8 protein-coding genes are annotated in these 17,470 nt (G+C 39.8%); 7 read left to right on the top strand and 1 reads right to left on the bottom strand.

The features are described from left to right. Positions 1-98: 98 nt before the first annotated feature. The 3 genes from E5N72_RS13025 to E5N72_RS13015 all read left to right on the top strand — a co-directional run bounded on the left by E5N72_RS13025 (position 99) and on the right by E5N72_RS13015 (position 6,548). Positions 99-4,316 carry a transporter substrate-binding domain-containing protein gene (locus E5N72_RS13025; protein ID WP_346763507.1) on the top strand — a complete coding sequence of 1,406 codons (4,218 nt, stop codon included), beginning with the start codon at positions 99-101 and terminating at the stop codon, positions 4,314-4,316. 113 nt (positions 4,317-4,429) lie between these two features. Then, complete coding sequence (locus E5N72_RS13020; protein WP_135925343.1) at positions 4,430-4,735, top strand: H-NS histone family protein; 306 nt, start codon at positions 4,430-4,432, stop codon at positions 4,733-4,735. A gap of 67 nt (positions 4,736-4,802) precedes the next feature. Next, a complete protein-coding gene (locus E5N72_RS13015) occupies positions 4,803-6,548 on the top strand; it encodes a DEAD/DEAH box helicase (protein WP_135925340.1) in 1,746 nt (581 codons plus the stop codon). A gap of 26 nt (positions 6,549-6,574) precedes the next feature. Here the strand turns inward: E5N72_RS13015 and E5N72_RS13010 are convergent, their stop codons facing one another. Continuing rightward, positions 6,575-6,907 carry a ribonuclease E inhibitor RraB gene (locus E5N72_RS13010; protein WP_135925338.1) on the bottom strand — a complete coding sequence of 111 codons (333 nt, stop codon included), beginning with the start codon at positions 6,905-6,907 and terminating at the stop codon, positions 6,575-6,577. A 201-nt stretch (positions 6,908-7,108) separates the two neighbouring features. On the opposite strand from E5N72_RS13010, the gene E5N72_RS13005 reads away from it, so the two are divergent. The 4 genes from E5N72_RS13005 to hrpA all read left to right on the top strand — a co-directional run bounded on the left by E5N72_RS13005 (position 7,109) and on the right by hrpA (position 17,416). Next, complete coding sequence (locus E5N72_RS13005; protein ID WP_135926293.1) at positions 7,109-8,806, top strand: autotransporter assembly complex family protein; 1,698 nt, start codon at positions 7,109-7,111, stop codon at positions 8,804-8,806. Further along, entirely contained in the window at positions 8,806-12,492 is a 3,687-nt protein-coding gene (locus tag E5N72_RS13000) for a translocation/assembly module TamB domain-containing protein (protein WP_135925336.1), read from the top strand. Before E5N72_RS13005 ends, E5N72_RS13000 begins: the two co-directional genes overlap by 1 nt. Positions 12,493-12,583: 91 nt before the next feature. Next, a complete protein-coding gene (locus E5N72_RS12995) occupies positions 12,584-13,456 on the top strand; it encodes a peptidylprolyl isomerase (RefSeq protein ID WP_135925334.1) in 873 nt (290 codons plus the stop codon). A 69-nt stretch (positions 13,457-13,525) separates the two neighbouring features. After that, positions 13,526-17,416 carry an ATP-dependent RNA helicase HrpA gene (hrpA, locus tag E5N72_RS12990; protein ID WP_135925332.1) on the top strand — a complete coding sequence of 1,297 codons (3,891 nt, stop codon included), beginning with the start codon at positions 13,526-13,528 and terminating at the stop codon, positions 17,414-17,416. Positions 17,417-17,470 lie beyond the last annotated feature (54 nt).

The following is a 17,470-nucleotide window of genomic DNA, read 5'->3' as shown; positions in this document are numbered from 1 at the left end:
CATAATATCTACGTATATCATTTCCTAAATGTCCGCTTAAATCTGAATTTAAATAGTCTTAACTTAAAATTGTTGAATGCTACTTACGCTGCTAAGATATAAACAGATTTTATAGTTTATTTGGCATTATTCTGGTTAAATTATTCATTATTTGTTTCGTTGTCATTAGTACTTTCTCAGTTACTTCTGCTGAACCGAAGCAACTTAAAGCAGGTATCGTTAGCTATAACTTTTTCCCGTATCATACGCGTGATGCTGATGGTCAGTTTTCAGGCGTGATTGTTGGCTACAGTAATGAAATTGCCAGCTTGCTTGGGGCTGAATTAGATTATGAAGTATATGCAAGTTTAAATGAGCTTTTAGATGCTTTGGAGGCAGGAAAAGTCGACTTTGCTGTTGGCTTAAATGAGACAAAACAACGCAAGAAGCATTTCTTATTTTCTACTCCGTTTATGGAATCGCCGCGCGGAATAGTGACAAAGCAAAAGATAGCCAACGATGCTTTAAAAAATTTGGCTAGCCTGCGCTGGGTTTGTATAACTGGCAGCTCACATTGTGAATATTTAGCCGAAAATGGCGCTCTGTTTATTAATCGCTTTATTCAACCTGAAGATGCATATAAGAAAATTGCTGATGGCACATTTGATGCGTTTTTGGGAGATTATTCTGCTTTATCTCATCAATTTAAAAATCGTACTCATGATAACTTAAAAGTAGTTAGCCCTATTTGGTTATCAAGTGAGACTCTGCATGTAATGTTTAATAAAAACAATACGCTGCTACGTAACCAAGTGAATTCTGTTTTGACCTCAATATCTCCAACAACTAAACAGTTGTGGGAAAGTGCTGCGAGCGAAGAGTACTTAGCTGCAAAGGCATATGGGCAGTTTAAGCGCGATTTTAACCGTATTAATGCCGAAGATATTAATAATTATTTACTGACATTTTCATTTATTGATGGCATTTATCCACTAAATTCAACAAACAAGAATGGTGAGGCCAGAGGGTATTTAAACGATACACTGCAACTTCTTTCACAGCGAAGTGACTTTCAATTTAAGTACATACCAGCCGCTAACTCTAGCGAGTTAGAAAAATTATTTTTAGCTAATAAAGTTGATATTATTCCTACACTTACACCATCTAAAATAGATGAAGGTGTACTAATTGCTTTACCTGCTCACTATAGTTTAGAAATGGTGTTAATTTCTAAGCGTTCAAGAGAAATTAAACGGATAGGATATTTTGAAACGTTTGCAAATCCATTAGAGAGGCTTGTGGTTAGTGAACAGCTTGATACCGTTTCATTCGATTCAATTCAAACTCTTTTTTATGCGTTAAGAAATGATAACATCGACGGCGTAATCTTGCCTCAAAGCATTGCCGCTTATCAATTAAATCAGTTTTATATTGGTGAATTTTACATCAATCCAAAATATCGTTATTCGCAGCCTATTTACTTTTTAGTAAATAAACACTTTTCTGAATTTGCCACTTTACTTGATAGTTTATTTAAAACATTAACAAGTAATGATTTTACTCATGTAGTCAATCGCCATGGTATTTTTAATATTGAGCAAGGCTACGATAAAAAAACGGTAAACACGACAGCAATTCTTGTTTTAATCCTGTTGGCAGTATCTGTTATTTACTTTATTAGCTGGCGAATAACAATTAATAGAGAAATAGTAAAACGCAAACACGCTGAACAGGTTGCACTAAGTAAACTTAACTTCACTCAAAAGCTGATAGATGACCTTCCTACCATGGTGGTGATACAGGATAAAGATCAACGTCGCATAATGTGGAATAAGGCTTATAAAGATAATTTTGCTCATTTATGGGATAAAGATAATCAATACCTACGTACTGATCTTGATGTGGTTAAGAAACTGCTTTCGCAAAACAGACAAAGTTTAAAGTCAGGAAAAGTGATAAATCAGCAAATAAACTACACCAATAATGAAGGACAAAACCTTGAACTTCTTTATACAAAAAAACCTTACTATGGTGTTGATGGTTTACTTGCAGGTATTATGACAGTAATTACCGATGTTACCGAGCATCACCAATTACAGCGTGAGAATAAATCAGTACAAAAACTACTACAAACAATTACCGATACTATCCCTGGCGGCGTTTTTCAGTACGAGTATTATGATAATGGTGAGGGGAGCTACACTTATATTAGCCGAGGCGCGCAAGAGTTATTAGGTATTTCAAATACAACCGTTAATCGTCGGGGTATGACAGGTTGCATATCGCCTCATATTGTTGATGAAGACAGGGTTAAAATTGCTAAAAGTTTTAAGCTTGCTAACAAACTTAATAGCATGATCGATATTGAGTTTAGAGTGAACCATTTAGGTCAGCAGATTTGGTGTCGATATATAGCAAATGCTGAGCCCAAAAAGCAGTCTTCGCAAGAGGGAGTTCGTTGGAATGGCATTCTATTTGACATTAATTTGCTAAAACGCCAGCAAGCAGACCTTACAAAGGCAAATCAATTAGCACAGCAAGCTGATTTAGCGAAAAGTCGTTTTATTGCAACCATGAGTCATGAACTGCGAACGCCTATTTCAGGCGTTAGTGGCTTTATTGAATTACTAAAAGCTTCAACGATGACTGATGAGCAATACCAATTAGTAGAGCACATTGATGGCTCTTTATTAAAATTACGCACTTTAGTTGATGATATTCTTTATTTTGCAAATACTAATGCGGGTAATATCGATGTTGAAATACGAAATGTAGATTTAGAGTCGCATTTATGCCGAGTTATACGCGCTCATGAATATCTTGCTAAGCAAAAAGGCATAGAATTCATTTTATCGTGGCGTACAGCGGCCTATAATTTAGCCTCTGTCGATATAAACCACGTGATGCAAGTTGTTTCTAACGTGCTAAATAATGCAGTTAAGTTTACCGAGCAAGGCACGATTAGTTGTGATGTTTTGTTTGAAAAAAACACCCTTAAACTTGAAGTATCAGATACCGGCAAAGGTATGACTGCTCAGCAACTAAAGCAAACATTTACCCCTTTTGAGCAAGCAGATAATTCTATTCAACGTCGCTTTGGTGGTGCTGGTCTGGGTTTAAGTCTTGCCAAGCAATTACTAGATGCAATGGAAGGTGAGATTAATATTTCTAGTACTTATGGGAAAGGCACCAATGTTTATATTACTGTGCCATTAACCCAAGTTAGCAAATCTAAGCTAAGTCTATCTTCTGTTACTTGGTATGTCTGTAGTCAAAATCAGCCTCTGTTAAATTGTTTAGACAGCATTGGTGTTCAATATAAGCAGCTAGATTGGCCATTAGATAAACATGCTTTTGAACAGGCAAAAAGTATATTTATTGATGAGTGCTATATGGTGGAACTTTGGGGTAACGACTGGCGAACAGAGATAAACCAAGCAAGCAATAAATACATTATTGTGTTAAGTCCGAATGGTACTCAAGCACCTGCAAAATGTAGCTGTCACGTATTAGCTGTAGACCCACTGTATCCAGATATATTAAGAGAGTTAATTGATAATATTCACACTAAAAGTAGTGAGCCAACCCGACTAGAAAATACTCCTGTTTATGGTCAAATACTGATAGCTGAGGATAATAAAACCAATCAACTATTACTTGAAAAGCAATGTCAAAAGCTTGGTATTAAGGCTGTAATAGTCGAGGATGGTTTCGCAGGGTTAAAAGCGCTTGAGAATAATCATTTTGACTTATTATTAACAGACTGCCACATGCCGGATTTAGATGGTTTTGGCTTAGCGAAAAGTATACGAGAAAAAGAGCAATTTAAGCATTTACCTATTATCGGTTTTACAGCTGACTCATCGAAAGAATGTCTAAAAAAAGCATTAGATTCAGGTATGAATAGCGTTCTTTTTAAGCCGTATAAACTAAATGAATTATATAATAGATTGGCTGAGTTTATTGACCTCAACACGAGTGATGTTGAAACCATTGATAATACATTTATAAATATACAAGGTGTTAAAGATAAGCAGCATTGGTTAACTGTTTTTGGAAATGAAAATGATGCAAAAATGTTAGCTGAGGTGTTTATAAACAGCTTACAAGAAGATGTGGATAATTTATCTACGCACTTAAAAAATCATGATATTGAAAAGATTTCTCGTTCAATCCATAAGCTTAAAGGTGGGATTGTTATGCTTCAATACCCACCGTTGTCAGAACTTATCGTGCAGACAGAAAATAGATTTAATCAACAACATGACACTTTGGTTGTCGAAGGGTTGATTTCAGAGCTACTTGACGTAATAGATAAAGTTAAGTTATGGCTTTAATATAATGAAAAGTGCTATAAAAAATAAGCATGCCATAGATTAATTTATGATTTAATTATATACTCATGAACGTTTAACATCTAACTTAAATTTTATATCCAAGAGAGCTCTAAATGAAAGAAATCCGATCTTTTGTTAAATCTGCGTCGTTAACTGAGCTTGAAAAAGCCAAGCAGCTAATTGACACAGCAATCGAGAAATATACTCAACAGCAAGAAGCTAAAAAAGAAGTACTCGATTTGTTAAAAGAAAAAGGACTTACATTAGAAGATTTACAAGATGTAGCAAGTACAGATAAGCGTACTAAAGTTAAACCAAAATATCGCATCGAGTATAATGGTGAAATCGTTGAATGGACGGGTCGTGGTAAACGTCCTAAAGCGTTCCAAGGTGTCGATCTAACTAAGCACTTGGCTTAATTTTTTGCTTTAAAGAATATGAAGGGAAGCGTATGCTTCCCTTTTTTATGTCGAATATTCCGATAAAATGAAGTACGTACTCAGACCCTACCAACAAGAGGCCGTAGAACGCACGGTTGCTCACTTTCGACAAACAGATGATGCTGCACTGATCGTATTACCAACAGGGGCAGGAAAAAGCCTTGTTATTGCAGAGCTTGCGCGCATTGCCAAACAAAAAATTATGGTGCTTGCACATGTCAAAGAATTGGTGGAGCAAAACGCAGAGAAATATATGAGCTTTGGCTTTAAGGCGAGTATTTTTTCAGCAGGTTTAAAGCAAAAGTCTTTAACAGAGCAAGTCACCTTTGCAAGTGTGCAGTCCCTGGCGCGCAATACCGATAAGCTGAGTGATGCCTACTCTTTGTTGATCATTGATGAGTGTCACCGTGTCAGCGGTGATGAACAAAGCCAATACGGGCAGGTGATAGCGAGTCTAAAAAAGCAAAACCCCAATCTTAAAGTGCTTGGCTTAACTGCGACACCTTTTCGTATGGGGATGGGCTGGGTTTATCATCATCATTATCACGGTTTTGTTAGAGGTGATAAAGATGCGCCATTTAAAAAGTGTATTTTTGAGTTACCACTGCGCTATATGATTAAGAACGGCTATTTAACGCCGCCGCATGAAGTCGATGCTGCTATTAGTCATTATGACTTTTCATCACTACCGAGTGATTCATTTGGTCGATACAGTATCGAAAATATGAATGCATTATTGAAAGATAACACACGGGCAACAAAAGCTATTATCAAGCAAGTTATAGAATACAGTGAACAGCGTCATGGCGTGATGATCTTTGCCGCAACTGTGATGCATGCCAAAGAAATTACCGGTTACTTACCAGAGCAAAATACTGCACTTATAACCGGCGATACCGATAATAACGAACGTGACCGAATTATTAATCAATTTAAAGCAAAACAAATAAAGTATTTGGTTAATGTATCTGTGCTCACGACAGGCTTTGATGCTCCTCATGTTGATTTCATCGCGATTTTACGGCCAACCGAATCGGTCAGTTTATACCAGCAGATTGTAGGTCGGGGCCTGCGCTTAAGTGAAGGAAAAAAAGACTGCTTAGTGATTGACTATGCAGGTAATGGTTTTGATTTGTTTTATCCTGAAGTGGGCAGTAAAAAAGCACAAAGTGATAATGAGCCTGTTCAAGTACTGTGTCCGGGTTGTGGATTTGCGAATATTTTTTGGGGTAAAACAGACTGCGAGGGCAAAGTGATTGAGCATTTTGGCAGACGTTGCCAAGGCTTGCTGGACGATGGTGAAGAACAAGTTCAGTGCGATTATCGCTTTCGGTTTAAAGAATGTGAGCAGTGTGGTGAACAAAATGACATTGCTGCAAGGCAGTGCCATTCTTGTGGTGCCATGATGGCAGACCCTGATGATAAACTACGAGAAGCACTAAATTTAAAAGATGCCTTGGTATTAAGATGTAGTGGTTTGTCAGCTCAGGTTCTCGCAAAAGGTTTACTTAAAATTAGTTATTATGATGAAGACGGTGCAAGTTGTGATGAGGTATTTAACTTAGCAAATGACACCGGACGATTTATTTTTAATAAGCAGTTTGGTAAGAGAGCAGCACCAGGTTTTACCCCAATTGAATGGCAAAGCGCTGAGCAGGTTGTCGATTTACAGCAGCAACTACTGGCCCCCGATTTTGTGATTGCGCGTAAAAATAAAAAATATGGTTGGAAAGTGGCAGAAAAGCTATTTGATTATCAGGGGAATTTTCGTAAAGCGAATCAACTAAATTGATTCGCTTACAAAATTGGCTGGCAGGCTTATTGTTCTTCAGCCATTAAACCCCAGCCATCACCATAACCATTATGGCCATTAGCGATGCTTTCTAAGTATTGCTCAGTTTGGCTAAGTAAAGTGTGATCTGGCACCATCTTCACGCGGGTAATTACTTCCCACACCCCTGTATCTGGGCATTTGGTTAACTCTGTTGAAGGAGCAAGCTCATCACTTGTAATCGCTTCAGCAAATTTTTCTGCTTCAGGTTTTTGTTCAAAAAGAATATAGAAATCGATGGTTTGCATACTGGTTAAATCGACACCAGCTTCAGCTATTTCAGCTAATAATTGACCGTTTTCGTCATCAGGGAAGTGCATTTAGTCGCTCATTCATTATAAATCTAGGTATTATCCGCTATTGTAGCGAAAATAATTGTTTAACGCGTACTAATTTTAGCATTTCAATTATGTCGGTGGCTATTGCACTGTGATAGTATCTTTTTGTACTCATTTTAGATTATGACTCCTCCAAAAAAGTAAGGATATTTTTTGTATACTCGGCATTTCTTTTTTGTCTTTTTGTTTATCTGCTTTTCATACAGCCAGCATGCATCGAGTGCGGCTACGGTTATTAAAGATTATAAAATTCAGGGGATCAGTGATGAGCTCGAAAAGAACGTTGAGCTTTACATAAAACAACTTATCGATGAAAAAACTTCCAAGGCATTAAAGCGTCATGCTAAAAGCCAAGTAGAAATGAGTTTAAAAGCCCTTGGCTATTACAAACCGACCATCAAAATTAGTTTCGATAACGCGCAGCAGCTATTAATTGTCGGTGTTGAACGAGGCCCTGTTACCCGAATTGCAGATATCAACGTAACTATCACTGGTGCCGGGAAAGATGACGCTGAATTTATGTCTGCTGTCAATAGTATCAAAATCAAGCAGGGTGACTTTTTAAATCACGGTAAATATGAGGCTGCTAGAAAAGGTCTTGAAAGCCAGCTATTAGAGTTAGGCTATTTTGATGCGAAGTGGCACGAGCATAAATTGGCCGTATCGCTAAAGAATAATAGCGCAAAAGTCATTTTTAATGTCGATACCGGTCCTCGCTATCAGTTTGGTGATATCACCATTGGGAGTGAGACTCCCGCTGAAAAATACATTCGTTCGCTGGCGGAGTTTAAACAAGGTCAGCCATATAAAGCGACCGAGGTTTCTGATTACAACTTAGCGCTATCGAGTACCCCTTATTTTGCGAGTGTCCGTGTGTATGCAGATATTGCAAAACGTAAAGATAATCAAGTGCCTGTTAATGTTGATGTATTACATAAGCCAGCCAATAGCTATGAAGTGGGTGGCGGTTATAGCACAGATCTTGGTCCGAAAGTTCGTTTTAAGTGGACCAAACCTTGGATCACCGAAGATGGCCACTACTTAGAAAGTAACCTAAATGTATCTGAGCGCCAGCAAGATATATCATTGGGCTATACGGTACCGGTCGACGATCCTAATGATGACCTTTGGCGCTTCTCTGTGGGTTACAAGCTCGAAGACGAATTAACTAATGATCTGTACAGCAAAATATTAACCGGACAGTTGCAAAGGCAATGGCTAACCGAAGACGACTGGGTGCGTACGGCCTTTTTAAGACGTGATTATGAAACTTATCGTATTGGCGATGAGGAGCAAAGTGCAAAAATGCTGATGCCCGGCATCAGTTATGCGAAAAAAGATACTGAAGGGGGTACAACACCTTCTGAAGGTTACCAATGGATGGTTTCGGCCGAATTTGGTTTAAAAGATATGATGTCTTCAACCAACATTTTGCGCTTACAACTGCAAAATGCCTGGCTAACTACTTTTGCAGATCGCCATATGTTGTTTTTAAGAGCCAACCTAGGTGCCATGCTGGTCGATAATATAAATGATGTGCCGTTATCACTGCGTTTCTATGCCGGTGGTGATCAGAGTGTACGTGGTTTTGCCTATGAATCTATTTCCCCAGAAGATGAGGAAGGGCGCTTAATTGGTGGTAAATATTTGATGAGTGGCACTGTTGAATATAACTATCAATTTGCTGAGCATTGGCGCGCAGCCTTATTTGTCGATAGTGGTACTGCGACTAATGATTTTAGTGACCGCGTCGAAGTCGGTGCCGGTTTTGGTTTTCGATATTTAACCCCTGTTGGCCCGGTGCGTATCGACCATGCTTGGGGTCTGACAAAAGAAAGCAAAAGTACCCGATTAAGTATTACCATAGGGCCTGAAATCTAATGAAGATGTTAAAAAAGATAACCAAGGTTCTATCAATCACGTTGGCAAGTCTGCTAGTTATTGTGTTTTGTTTGCTATTCACCGCGCCCGGTAATCACTTTATTGCATACACAGCGAATAAGTTAGTTGATGGCTTAACAATAAAGCTGCCATCTGGGCGTTTTTTATATAACGATGCGTTTGATGTTCACTTTGAAAATCAAGGCATCAAGCTTGATGCAAAGCAGCTAAAAATTGATTTGTTCTGGTGGCGTTGTGATGGCATTTGTCTTGATAATTTAAGCGCCCAGTCGATAGATTTAAATATTAAAAGCCAAGCTGCATCAACTGAGCAGGGCTCTGAAACAGAGCCTGAAGTTGCACAAGCCGCACAAATTAGCTTACCAATGAAAGTTGCTGTTAAGCGAGTTGCAATTAATCGCTTTAATCTTGCGCATCCGAGTGCCGATGTAACAGTCAACAAATTAAACTTAAGTGGTCGCGGTGAAGCATCGGATATTACAGTGGATACACTGACCATTGCTGATGTTGCTATGATGCTACACGAAGCAAAAAAGCAGCCTAAATCAACGCCATTAACAGAGCTGCCAGCATTACCATCCCTCGATATTACGCTACCGATTAATATTGAGTTAAAGCAATTTCAAATCAGTAAAGTTGCTGTTACCCCTTATGGCGCAGAAGAGGCTCAGCTTATTGAAAATATCGAGTTGATTGCGTCAGCTAAAGGAAGCGATATTAATCTTGAAAAGCTTGCTGCAGGTTATCAGCAATGGCAATTGCACTCTAACTTAGTGGCAGAGCTTTCGGGTGAAAATTCAATTGAGGGGGCTGTGTCTGTAAAAAGCATTGAGCATCAAGCTAAGTTATTAGTTTCAGGGCCGCTTGAGGATTTAAAGTTAGACCTAGTTACACAGGGAGCATACCCAGCAGAGTTAAAAGGGGCTGTGAACCTAAAACAAACAAATTACCCATTTGATTTAACTGGTCAAATAGCAAAGTGGCAAATAGCAACAGATACACAACAGCTGCAATTATCGGACTTTGATTTAAAAGCGAAAGGCCATGCCGATGCTTATGCTGTTGATTTGAGCCTAGTAACGCAGTTAGATGCATTACCGGCAATGACTGTGAAATCGCAATTACAAGGTAGTTTAACAAACGCAAAACTTGAGCAGTTAAGCCTTAATACTAACGACAGTAAAGCAGAAATTACCGCATCAGTTGATTGGTCAAATGGCGTAAAAAGCCAATTTAAAGGGGGTTTAAGCCACTTAAAAGCCCAATATTTAACGGATGCACTAAGTAGTGATTTGTCTGGTGAATTTAATGGTTCATTTAACTTACAAGCAAGTGAGTGGCAGCTTGCGCTGGATAACACACAATTAAATGGCTCTGTGAATGAAGTACCTGTGACCTTGCTGTCGGACTTTGAACTTGATAGCAGCTTGCATGCGAGTTTCAATAAACTAGAAGTGAAAAGCGGTAAAAATGAAATTGCTTTATCGGGTCAGGTAGATGATGTATGGCAAGTTGACGGCAAATTGCGTTTAGATGCAAGTGGTCAAGATATCTTGCCTATGCAAGGCAAGGGCTTTGCTGATTTGAGTTTGCGTGGTGAGCGTCTTGCGCCAACGGTTGATTTAAATTTAGTTCTTAATACATTGAGCTATCAAGATATTCAGGTTGATGGTTTAACATTAAAAGGGCAATTTGATTACGCTGCAGACTGGCAAACGGATGTGTCATTGGTGCTTGATTCTGCATCGATTAGCGAACACAAAATTAATCAAATTGAGTTAGACGCTAGCGGCGATAAAACAGATCACCATTTAACTTTTTTACTCGATGCAGACCAAGGCAAGGCGTCGTTTGATATTGACGGTAAATTTAATAAAGAAACCTGGCAAGGTGCGCTGAGCCAAATTCTTGTTACCGATAATCAGGTGCGCTTTGGCACTAATAAACCAATTAATATTCAAGTTAATACCAAGACATTTGACTTTAATGTCGCTGCACATTGCTGGCAAAGTGATAACTCAAAATTATGCTTTGAGACTTTGCAGCAAACTAAGCAGTTAGGCCAGTTAAATGCACAGCTTGCAGCGTTATCGATTGCTGAATTTAAACACTTCTTACCAGATAACTTGAAAGTAACAGGGGATGCAAGCGGGGAGTTTGTTGCCAACTGGAATAATGGCGCACTAAAAACCATTCGTGCCAATATCAAAACTCAGCAGCTTGAAGCATCCTTAATCGATGGTGCAAGTGTATATAAATTACCGGTTGAGGTTTTAGATATATCGGCAATGAGCGATGCACAAGTCGGTAAACTTAATGCCACTATTGATTCATCCGTATTAGGTAAAGTAACCTCAGAGCTCAACATTGATGATATTCAAAATCAACAGACCTTAGCGGGCGACTTGGTTATTGAGAAAATTGAGTTAACAAACTTACGACCCTTTATTGCTTCACTTGAGCAACTAACAGGCGACATTAAAGGTCGATTAGCAATCGCAGGTACTTTAAAAGAACCATTACTCAATGGTGATTTTGATGTCGAAAAAATCAACCTTGAAGGGGCAAACCTGCCTGTATCGCTGCAAAACTCTTATGTGAACATTGCCTTTAATAACCAAAGTGCGAAGCTGACAGGTGAGCTTAAAGATACCGAAGGGGGCGCGCTTAATTTATCTGGCGGTATTGATTGGCAGCAAGATTTACCTGACGTTGACGTGAAATTAAACGGTAAAGAGTTTTTTGTGCGTGCCCAGCAAGATGTCACCTTTAAAGTATCGCCAGATTTAACTATGTCTTTGAAGAATAATGCGTTTAATCTTGATGGCCAAGTTGTAGTGCCATGGGGTCGTATTGCCATTGAAGAGCTACCAGAAGGCGCTGTACAAGTCAGCGATGATGAAGTCATTGTTGATATTGAGCAGCAACAATCAGAAAAAGTCCCCTTTGACTATGCCATAAACCTAAAGGTGTTGGTTGAGAATGATGTGCGCGTTGATTCATTTGGATTACAGTCTAAAGTTGAAGGTGACATTAACATCAGCATGGACCAAGTTACACCGATGATAGCAACGGGTGAATTGAACCTTGTTCAAGGTACCTATCGTGCCTTTGGGCAAGACTTGCAAATTCGCACCGGTCAGGTGGGCTTTAGCGGCTCTATTGATAAACCGTACCTAAACATTAAGGCAATTCGTAATCCGGATAACACATCTAATGGCGTGATTGCAGGTATTACGTTAACTGGTAATGTCGAACAACCTTCATTAAAAGTGTTCTCAGAGCCTGCGATGGACCAAGCCCAAGCATTGGCTTATTTATTAAATGGTCAACCTCTTGATGAAGGAGACAGTTCAACCGATGCGATGCTCACCCAATTACTGCTTGCCCAAGGTGTAAACCGTAGTGAAGGTGTGGTATCTAAAATTGGTGAAAGCTTTGGTTTGTCTGATGTAAGCTTAAGTTCAAGCGGTAGCGGGGATGACACCAAAGTTGAAATATCTGGCTATGTTACACCAGGTATTCAAGTGAAATACAGTGTCGGCATTTTTGATTCATTAAGTGAAGTGGCAGTTCGTTATCAATTGTTGTCGCAATTGTATATCGAGGTCACCAGCGGCCTTTATCAAAATGTTGATATTCTTTATAAATTTGATTGGGACTAATACATCTACTTGGCACCATAAATCGCTTTTATTTGCTTATTAAGGCATAAGTTAATAGGCTGAGTTGTCAATTACTTAAAAGATAATAACAATGAAATTAAGTCTATTAACTCTGTGCCTTGGCGTAGTATTAGCTGCACCAATTGCTGCAAAAGAAACAAGCCAAAAACGTTCTGCTGGCGAAATCATTAAAACCGCAAGTAGCAGTGAGTGGCGAAAAGTCAGTGCCGAAAACGTTATTAAATTAACCTTACCTACAGGCGCTGCTTATATCGAACTAAACGATAAACTAGCGCCCATTCACGCAAATAACATGCGACAGCTTGCCAAAGAAGGGTTTTATCAAGGCCTGAGTATGTATCGCTTTGTTGAAGGATTTGTTGCGCAGGGCGGGGATGCCAGCGAAAGTAAACCCGTTAAAAATGCCAAAAAAGGATTACCTGCTGAGTTTTATCTACGCACCGAGACTCCTTTAGCGATTACAGAGCTTAAAGGACCTGATGGCTATGCCGCTAAAACGGGCTTTTTAAATGGCTTTGCTGTGGCACAAAACCAAAGCCAAACCGAAACATGGCAAGTACATTGCCCAGGAATTTTTGCTATGGCCCGCGGTAATGATATCAATTCCGGTGGTACCGAATTTTATGTAACCATCGGCAATAGCCAGCGCTATTTAGACCGTAATATCACTGTGTTTGGTCGTGTTTTAGAAGGGATGGAGCACTTTAATCTCTTGCAGCGTAAAGCCACTGATAGTCAGGCATTTAACCCCATCACAGATATGCAAGTATTAGCAGATATCAAAGACACAGATAACAGTGAATTTCGGGTGATGAAAACAGACTCAAATGCGTTTAAAGCCCTTATTGAAGCGCGTAAAAATCGAGTAGAAGCATGGTTTGTTGAAAGCCCTGATTACATCGACGTTTGTGCCATGCCAATTCCAACCGAACGGATTAAATAAAGCCATGACCACCTGATAGATTATTTGATACAATATCAGTCTATTGGTTAAGAAATATAAGGGTATCGGGTGGTTAACCTAGGTCCGCTGTTCGGCGAATTAAAAACGTGTTTACGCAAAGATCAATTCATCTTCAAAAAACGCCTACATGGCATCAAAAAAATCAACGATGAAACTAAGCAAGCGAGCATAGCGCAAAAAATAGCAGAAGATATTAGCCGTTCGCAGCAATTACGCGAGCATCGTTTGGCTGCTTTGCCTAAAGTGACCTACCCAGAACAACTTCCTGTTAGTCAAAAGAAAGATGATATTAAACAGGCGATTGCCAATAACCAAGTGGTGATCATTGCCGGTGAAACAGGTTCTGGTAAAACGACGCAGATCCCAAAAATGTGTTTAGAGCTTGGCCGCGGTGTTGATGGATACATTGGCCACACTCAGCCTCGTCGACTCGCGGCTAGAAGTGTCGCAAATCGTATTGCAGAAGAAATGCAATGCGAGCTAGGTCAACAAGTGGGTTTTAAAATTCGTTTTAGTGACCAAGTCTCCGACAATAGCTACATTAAATTGATGACAGACGGTATCCTGCTGGCTGAAATTCAACAAGATAGGTACCTAAATCAGTACGATACCATCATCATCGATGAGGCCCACGAACGCAGCCTAAATATCGATTTCATCTTAGGCTATTTAAAAAATTTACTGCCAAAACGCCCTGACTTAAAAGTTATTATCACCTCAGCAACAATTGACCCTGAGCGTTTTTCTAAACATTTTGATAATGCGCCAATCATTGAAGTATCTGGTCGTACATTTCCCGTAGAGGTTCGGTACAGACCAACCACTGAAATCAATAAAGACGACATGGAAGCAGATGGTGACCAACTACAGGGAATTTTTGATGCAGTCGATGAGCTTTGCGATGAAGGCCCCGGCGATATTCTGATTTTCATGAATGGTGAACGAGAAATCCGTGATACCGCCGATGCGTTATCGAAGCGAAACCTCAAAGGCACGGATGTTTTACCGCTATATTCGCGTTTATCAAACGCTGAACAAAACCGAATTTTTGCGCCGCACAGTCGCCGTCATATTATTTTAGCCACCAACGTTGCTGAAACGTCATTAACGGTGCCGGGTATTCGATATGTTATCGACCCAGGTACCGCGCGTATTAGCCGCTACAGCTATAGAACAAAGGTACAACGATTACCGATTGAGCCAATTTCACAAGCCAGTGCTAATCAGCGTAAAGGTCGTTGTGGTCGTATTGAAGCAGGTATCTGTATTCGTTTATACAGTGAAGAAGGCTTTAATTCGCGACCAGAGTTTACCGATCCTGAAATTTTACGCACCAACTTAGCTTCTGTTATTTTGCAAATGCTCGGCTTGGGACTTGGCGATATGCAGCAGTTCCCGTTTGTGCAAGCGCCAGATAGTCGCAATATCAACGATGGTTTAACGCTACTTGAAGAACTCGAAGCAATTAAGCCTGCTAAACGTCATAAAAAGACGGAACTCACTAAATCAGGCAGAAGTTTAAGTCGCTTACCTGTTGACCCGCGCCTAGCAAAAATGGTGCTCACGGCTGATGGCTTAGGCGCACTGCGTGAAGTGATTATTATTGTTGCAGCATTGTCGATTCAAGATCCAAGAGAGCGACCACAAGAAAAACGCGGCGCAGCGGATGAAAAGCATGGCCGCTTTGACGACCCTGATTCAGATTTTATCGCCTTTTTAAATCTCTGGAATTACCTTGAAGAGCAGCAATCTGAATTGAGCAATAGCCAGTTTAGAAAGTTATGCCAAAAGGACTTTTTAGCCTATATGCGTATCCGTGAATGGCAAGATATTGTTTATCAGCTATCAACGGTGTGCAATGAAATGGGCATGAAGGCCACCACCAATGTTGCTGATAGTGACCGAATCCATCAATCTTTATTAAGCGGTATGTTAAGTCATATTGGTTTTAAAGATGAAAAACAAATCTATAAAGGCGCCCGTAATAGCCAGTTTCATATTTTCCCAGGTTCTGGATTATTTAAAAAGAGCCCAAAATGGATTATGGCGGCGGAGCTTGTCGAAACCAGTAAGCTTTATGCTCGCATCAACGCGCGTATAGACTTGAAATGGGTGGAAGGCTTTGCACAGCATTTAGTGAAACGCAGCTACAGTGAACCGCACTGGGAGAAAAAGCCGGGTGCAGTTATCGCGTTTGAACAGCAAACCTTGTATGGCCTATTAATCGTTAATAAGCGCCGCTGTGTGTATAGCAATATTGATCCGAAAGTAAGTCGCGAGTTATTTATTCGCACCGCCTTGGTAGAGCAAGAACTGGGTCAAAATGAAGGTTTTTTACAATATAACCAAGAATTAATTGAAGATATTCAAGTTCTTGAAAATAAATCACGTCGCCGTGATATCTTGGTTGATGAACAAACCTTATTTGAATTTTACGACAAGAAAATTCCGCAAGATGTGAATAATCGTGCCGCGTTTAATAAGTGGTGGAAAGGGCAAAAGCAAAAAGATAAGCGCTTTTTGCATATGTCTCGAGAAGAGTTAATGCAGCATGGTGCAGATCATGTCACCGAGTTTGATTACCCTGATACTTGGCAGCAAGAAAACTTATTATTACCACTGGCTTATCATTTTGACCCAGGCCAAGCCGTTGATGGTGTGGCGGTACAAATTCCGGTGGCACTGTTAAACCAAGTACAAGAAACTGGCTTTGATTGGCATATTCCAGCATTTCGACATGAGTTAATTTGTGCGCTGATCAAATCACTACCAAAAACAATTCGTCGTAATTTCGTGCCTGCACCAAACTATGCCGATGCGGTACTCGCTGCAATCGAGCCAATGCAAGGTAACTTAATTGATGCAATTAGCACGCGTTTATTGCGTATGACTGGGGTGCGTGTTGAGCCTGATGCATGGGATTTATCAACCCTTGCTCCACATTTACGCTTACAGTTTGAAGTGCGCGATGAAAACGATAAGTTACTTGCTCGCGGTTTAAATCTGACTAAGCTTAAAGCTCAGTTGCAAGGTAAAGTGACGGATACCTTATCTAAAGTAGCTGACAAGGGTATAGAGAAAGCTGATTTGACCGAGTGGAGCTTTGGTGAATTACCAAGCTCTTACGTGAAAAAGCAAGGTCAATACGAAATTAAAGCGTTTCCGGCGCTGGTGGATAAAAAAGATTCAGCAGCAGTTGAGCTATTTGATACTGAACACAAAGCACAGCAGGCTCACCAACAAGGTTTACGCCGCTTGGTACTATTAAACGTGCCATCACCGATTAAATATTTACAGCAAAACTTACCGAACAAATCTAAATTGGGTTTGTACTTTAATCCATTTGGTAAGGTGAATGACTTAATTGATGACTGTATCGCAGCAGCCGTCGATAGCCTATTAACTAAATATGGCAACATCCGCACTGCAGAGGCATTTGAAAAGGCCAAAGAGCAAATTCGCGGCGAGCTTGGTGACACAGTTGTTGAGATTGCCACCCAAGTAGAGCAAGTGCTGAGTATAGCTCATGGCTTAAATAAACGTATGAAAGGACGCGTTGATTTAACCATGATTACGGCGCACGGTGATATTAAATCACAGTTACAAAGCTTAGTGTTCAAAGGCTTTGTAAGCCAGCACGGCGCAGCAAAAATGACAGATTTAATTCGTTACTTAAAAGCTATTGAACGTCGCTTAGAAAAGTTACCGGTTGATCCTAATCGCGATCGTTTATGTGTAATAGAGCTTGAAAAAGTGGCCGAGCAATATCAAAAACTTACTAACAAAATTCCAAAGGGGATGCCTGTACCAGAAGAGATTTCAAATATCTTTTGGATGCAACAGGAGTTGCGCGTTTCTTTATTTGCACAAACACTGGGGACACCCTATCCTGTATCTGCAAAGCGTGTACTAAACGCAATTAAAGAAAGTGAGTTATAATTAGTGTAAAGGTATTATGGTGAGGGTGAATCCTCATCAAATTGAGTCAAATAC

The organism is Pseudoalteromonas sp. MEBiC 03607, from assembly GCF_004792295.1.
In the GTDB taxonomy this organism is placed as follows: Bacteria; Pseudomonadota; Gammaproteobacteria; order Enterobacterales; family Alteromonadaceae; genus Pseudoalteromonas; species Pseudoalteromonas lipolytica_C.
Note: the sequence above shows the minus strand (reverse complement) of the source record. Positions and strands in the feature narration are given on the sequence as shown.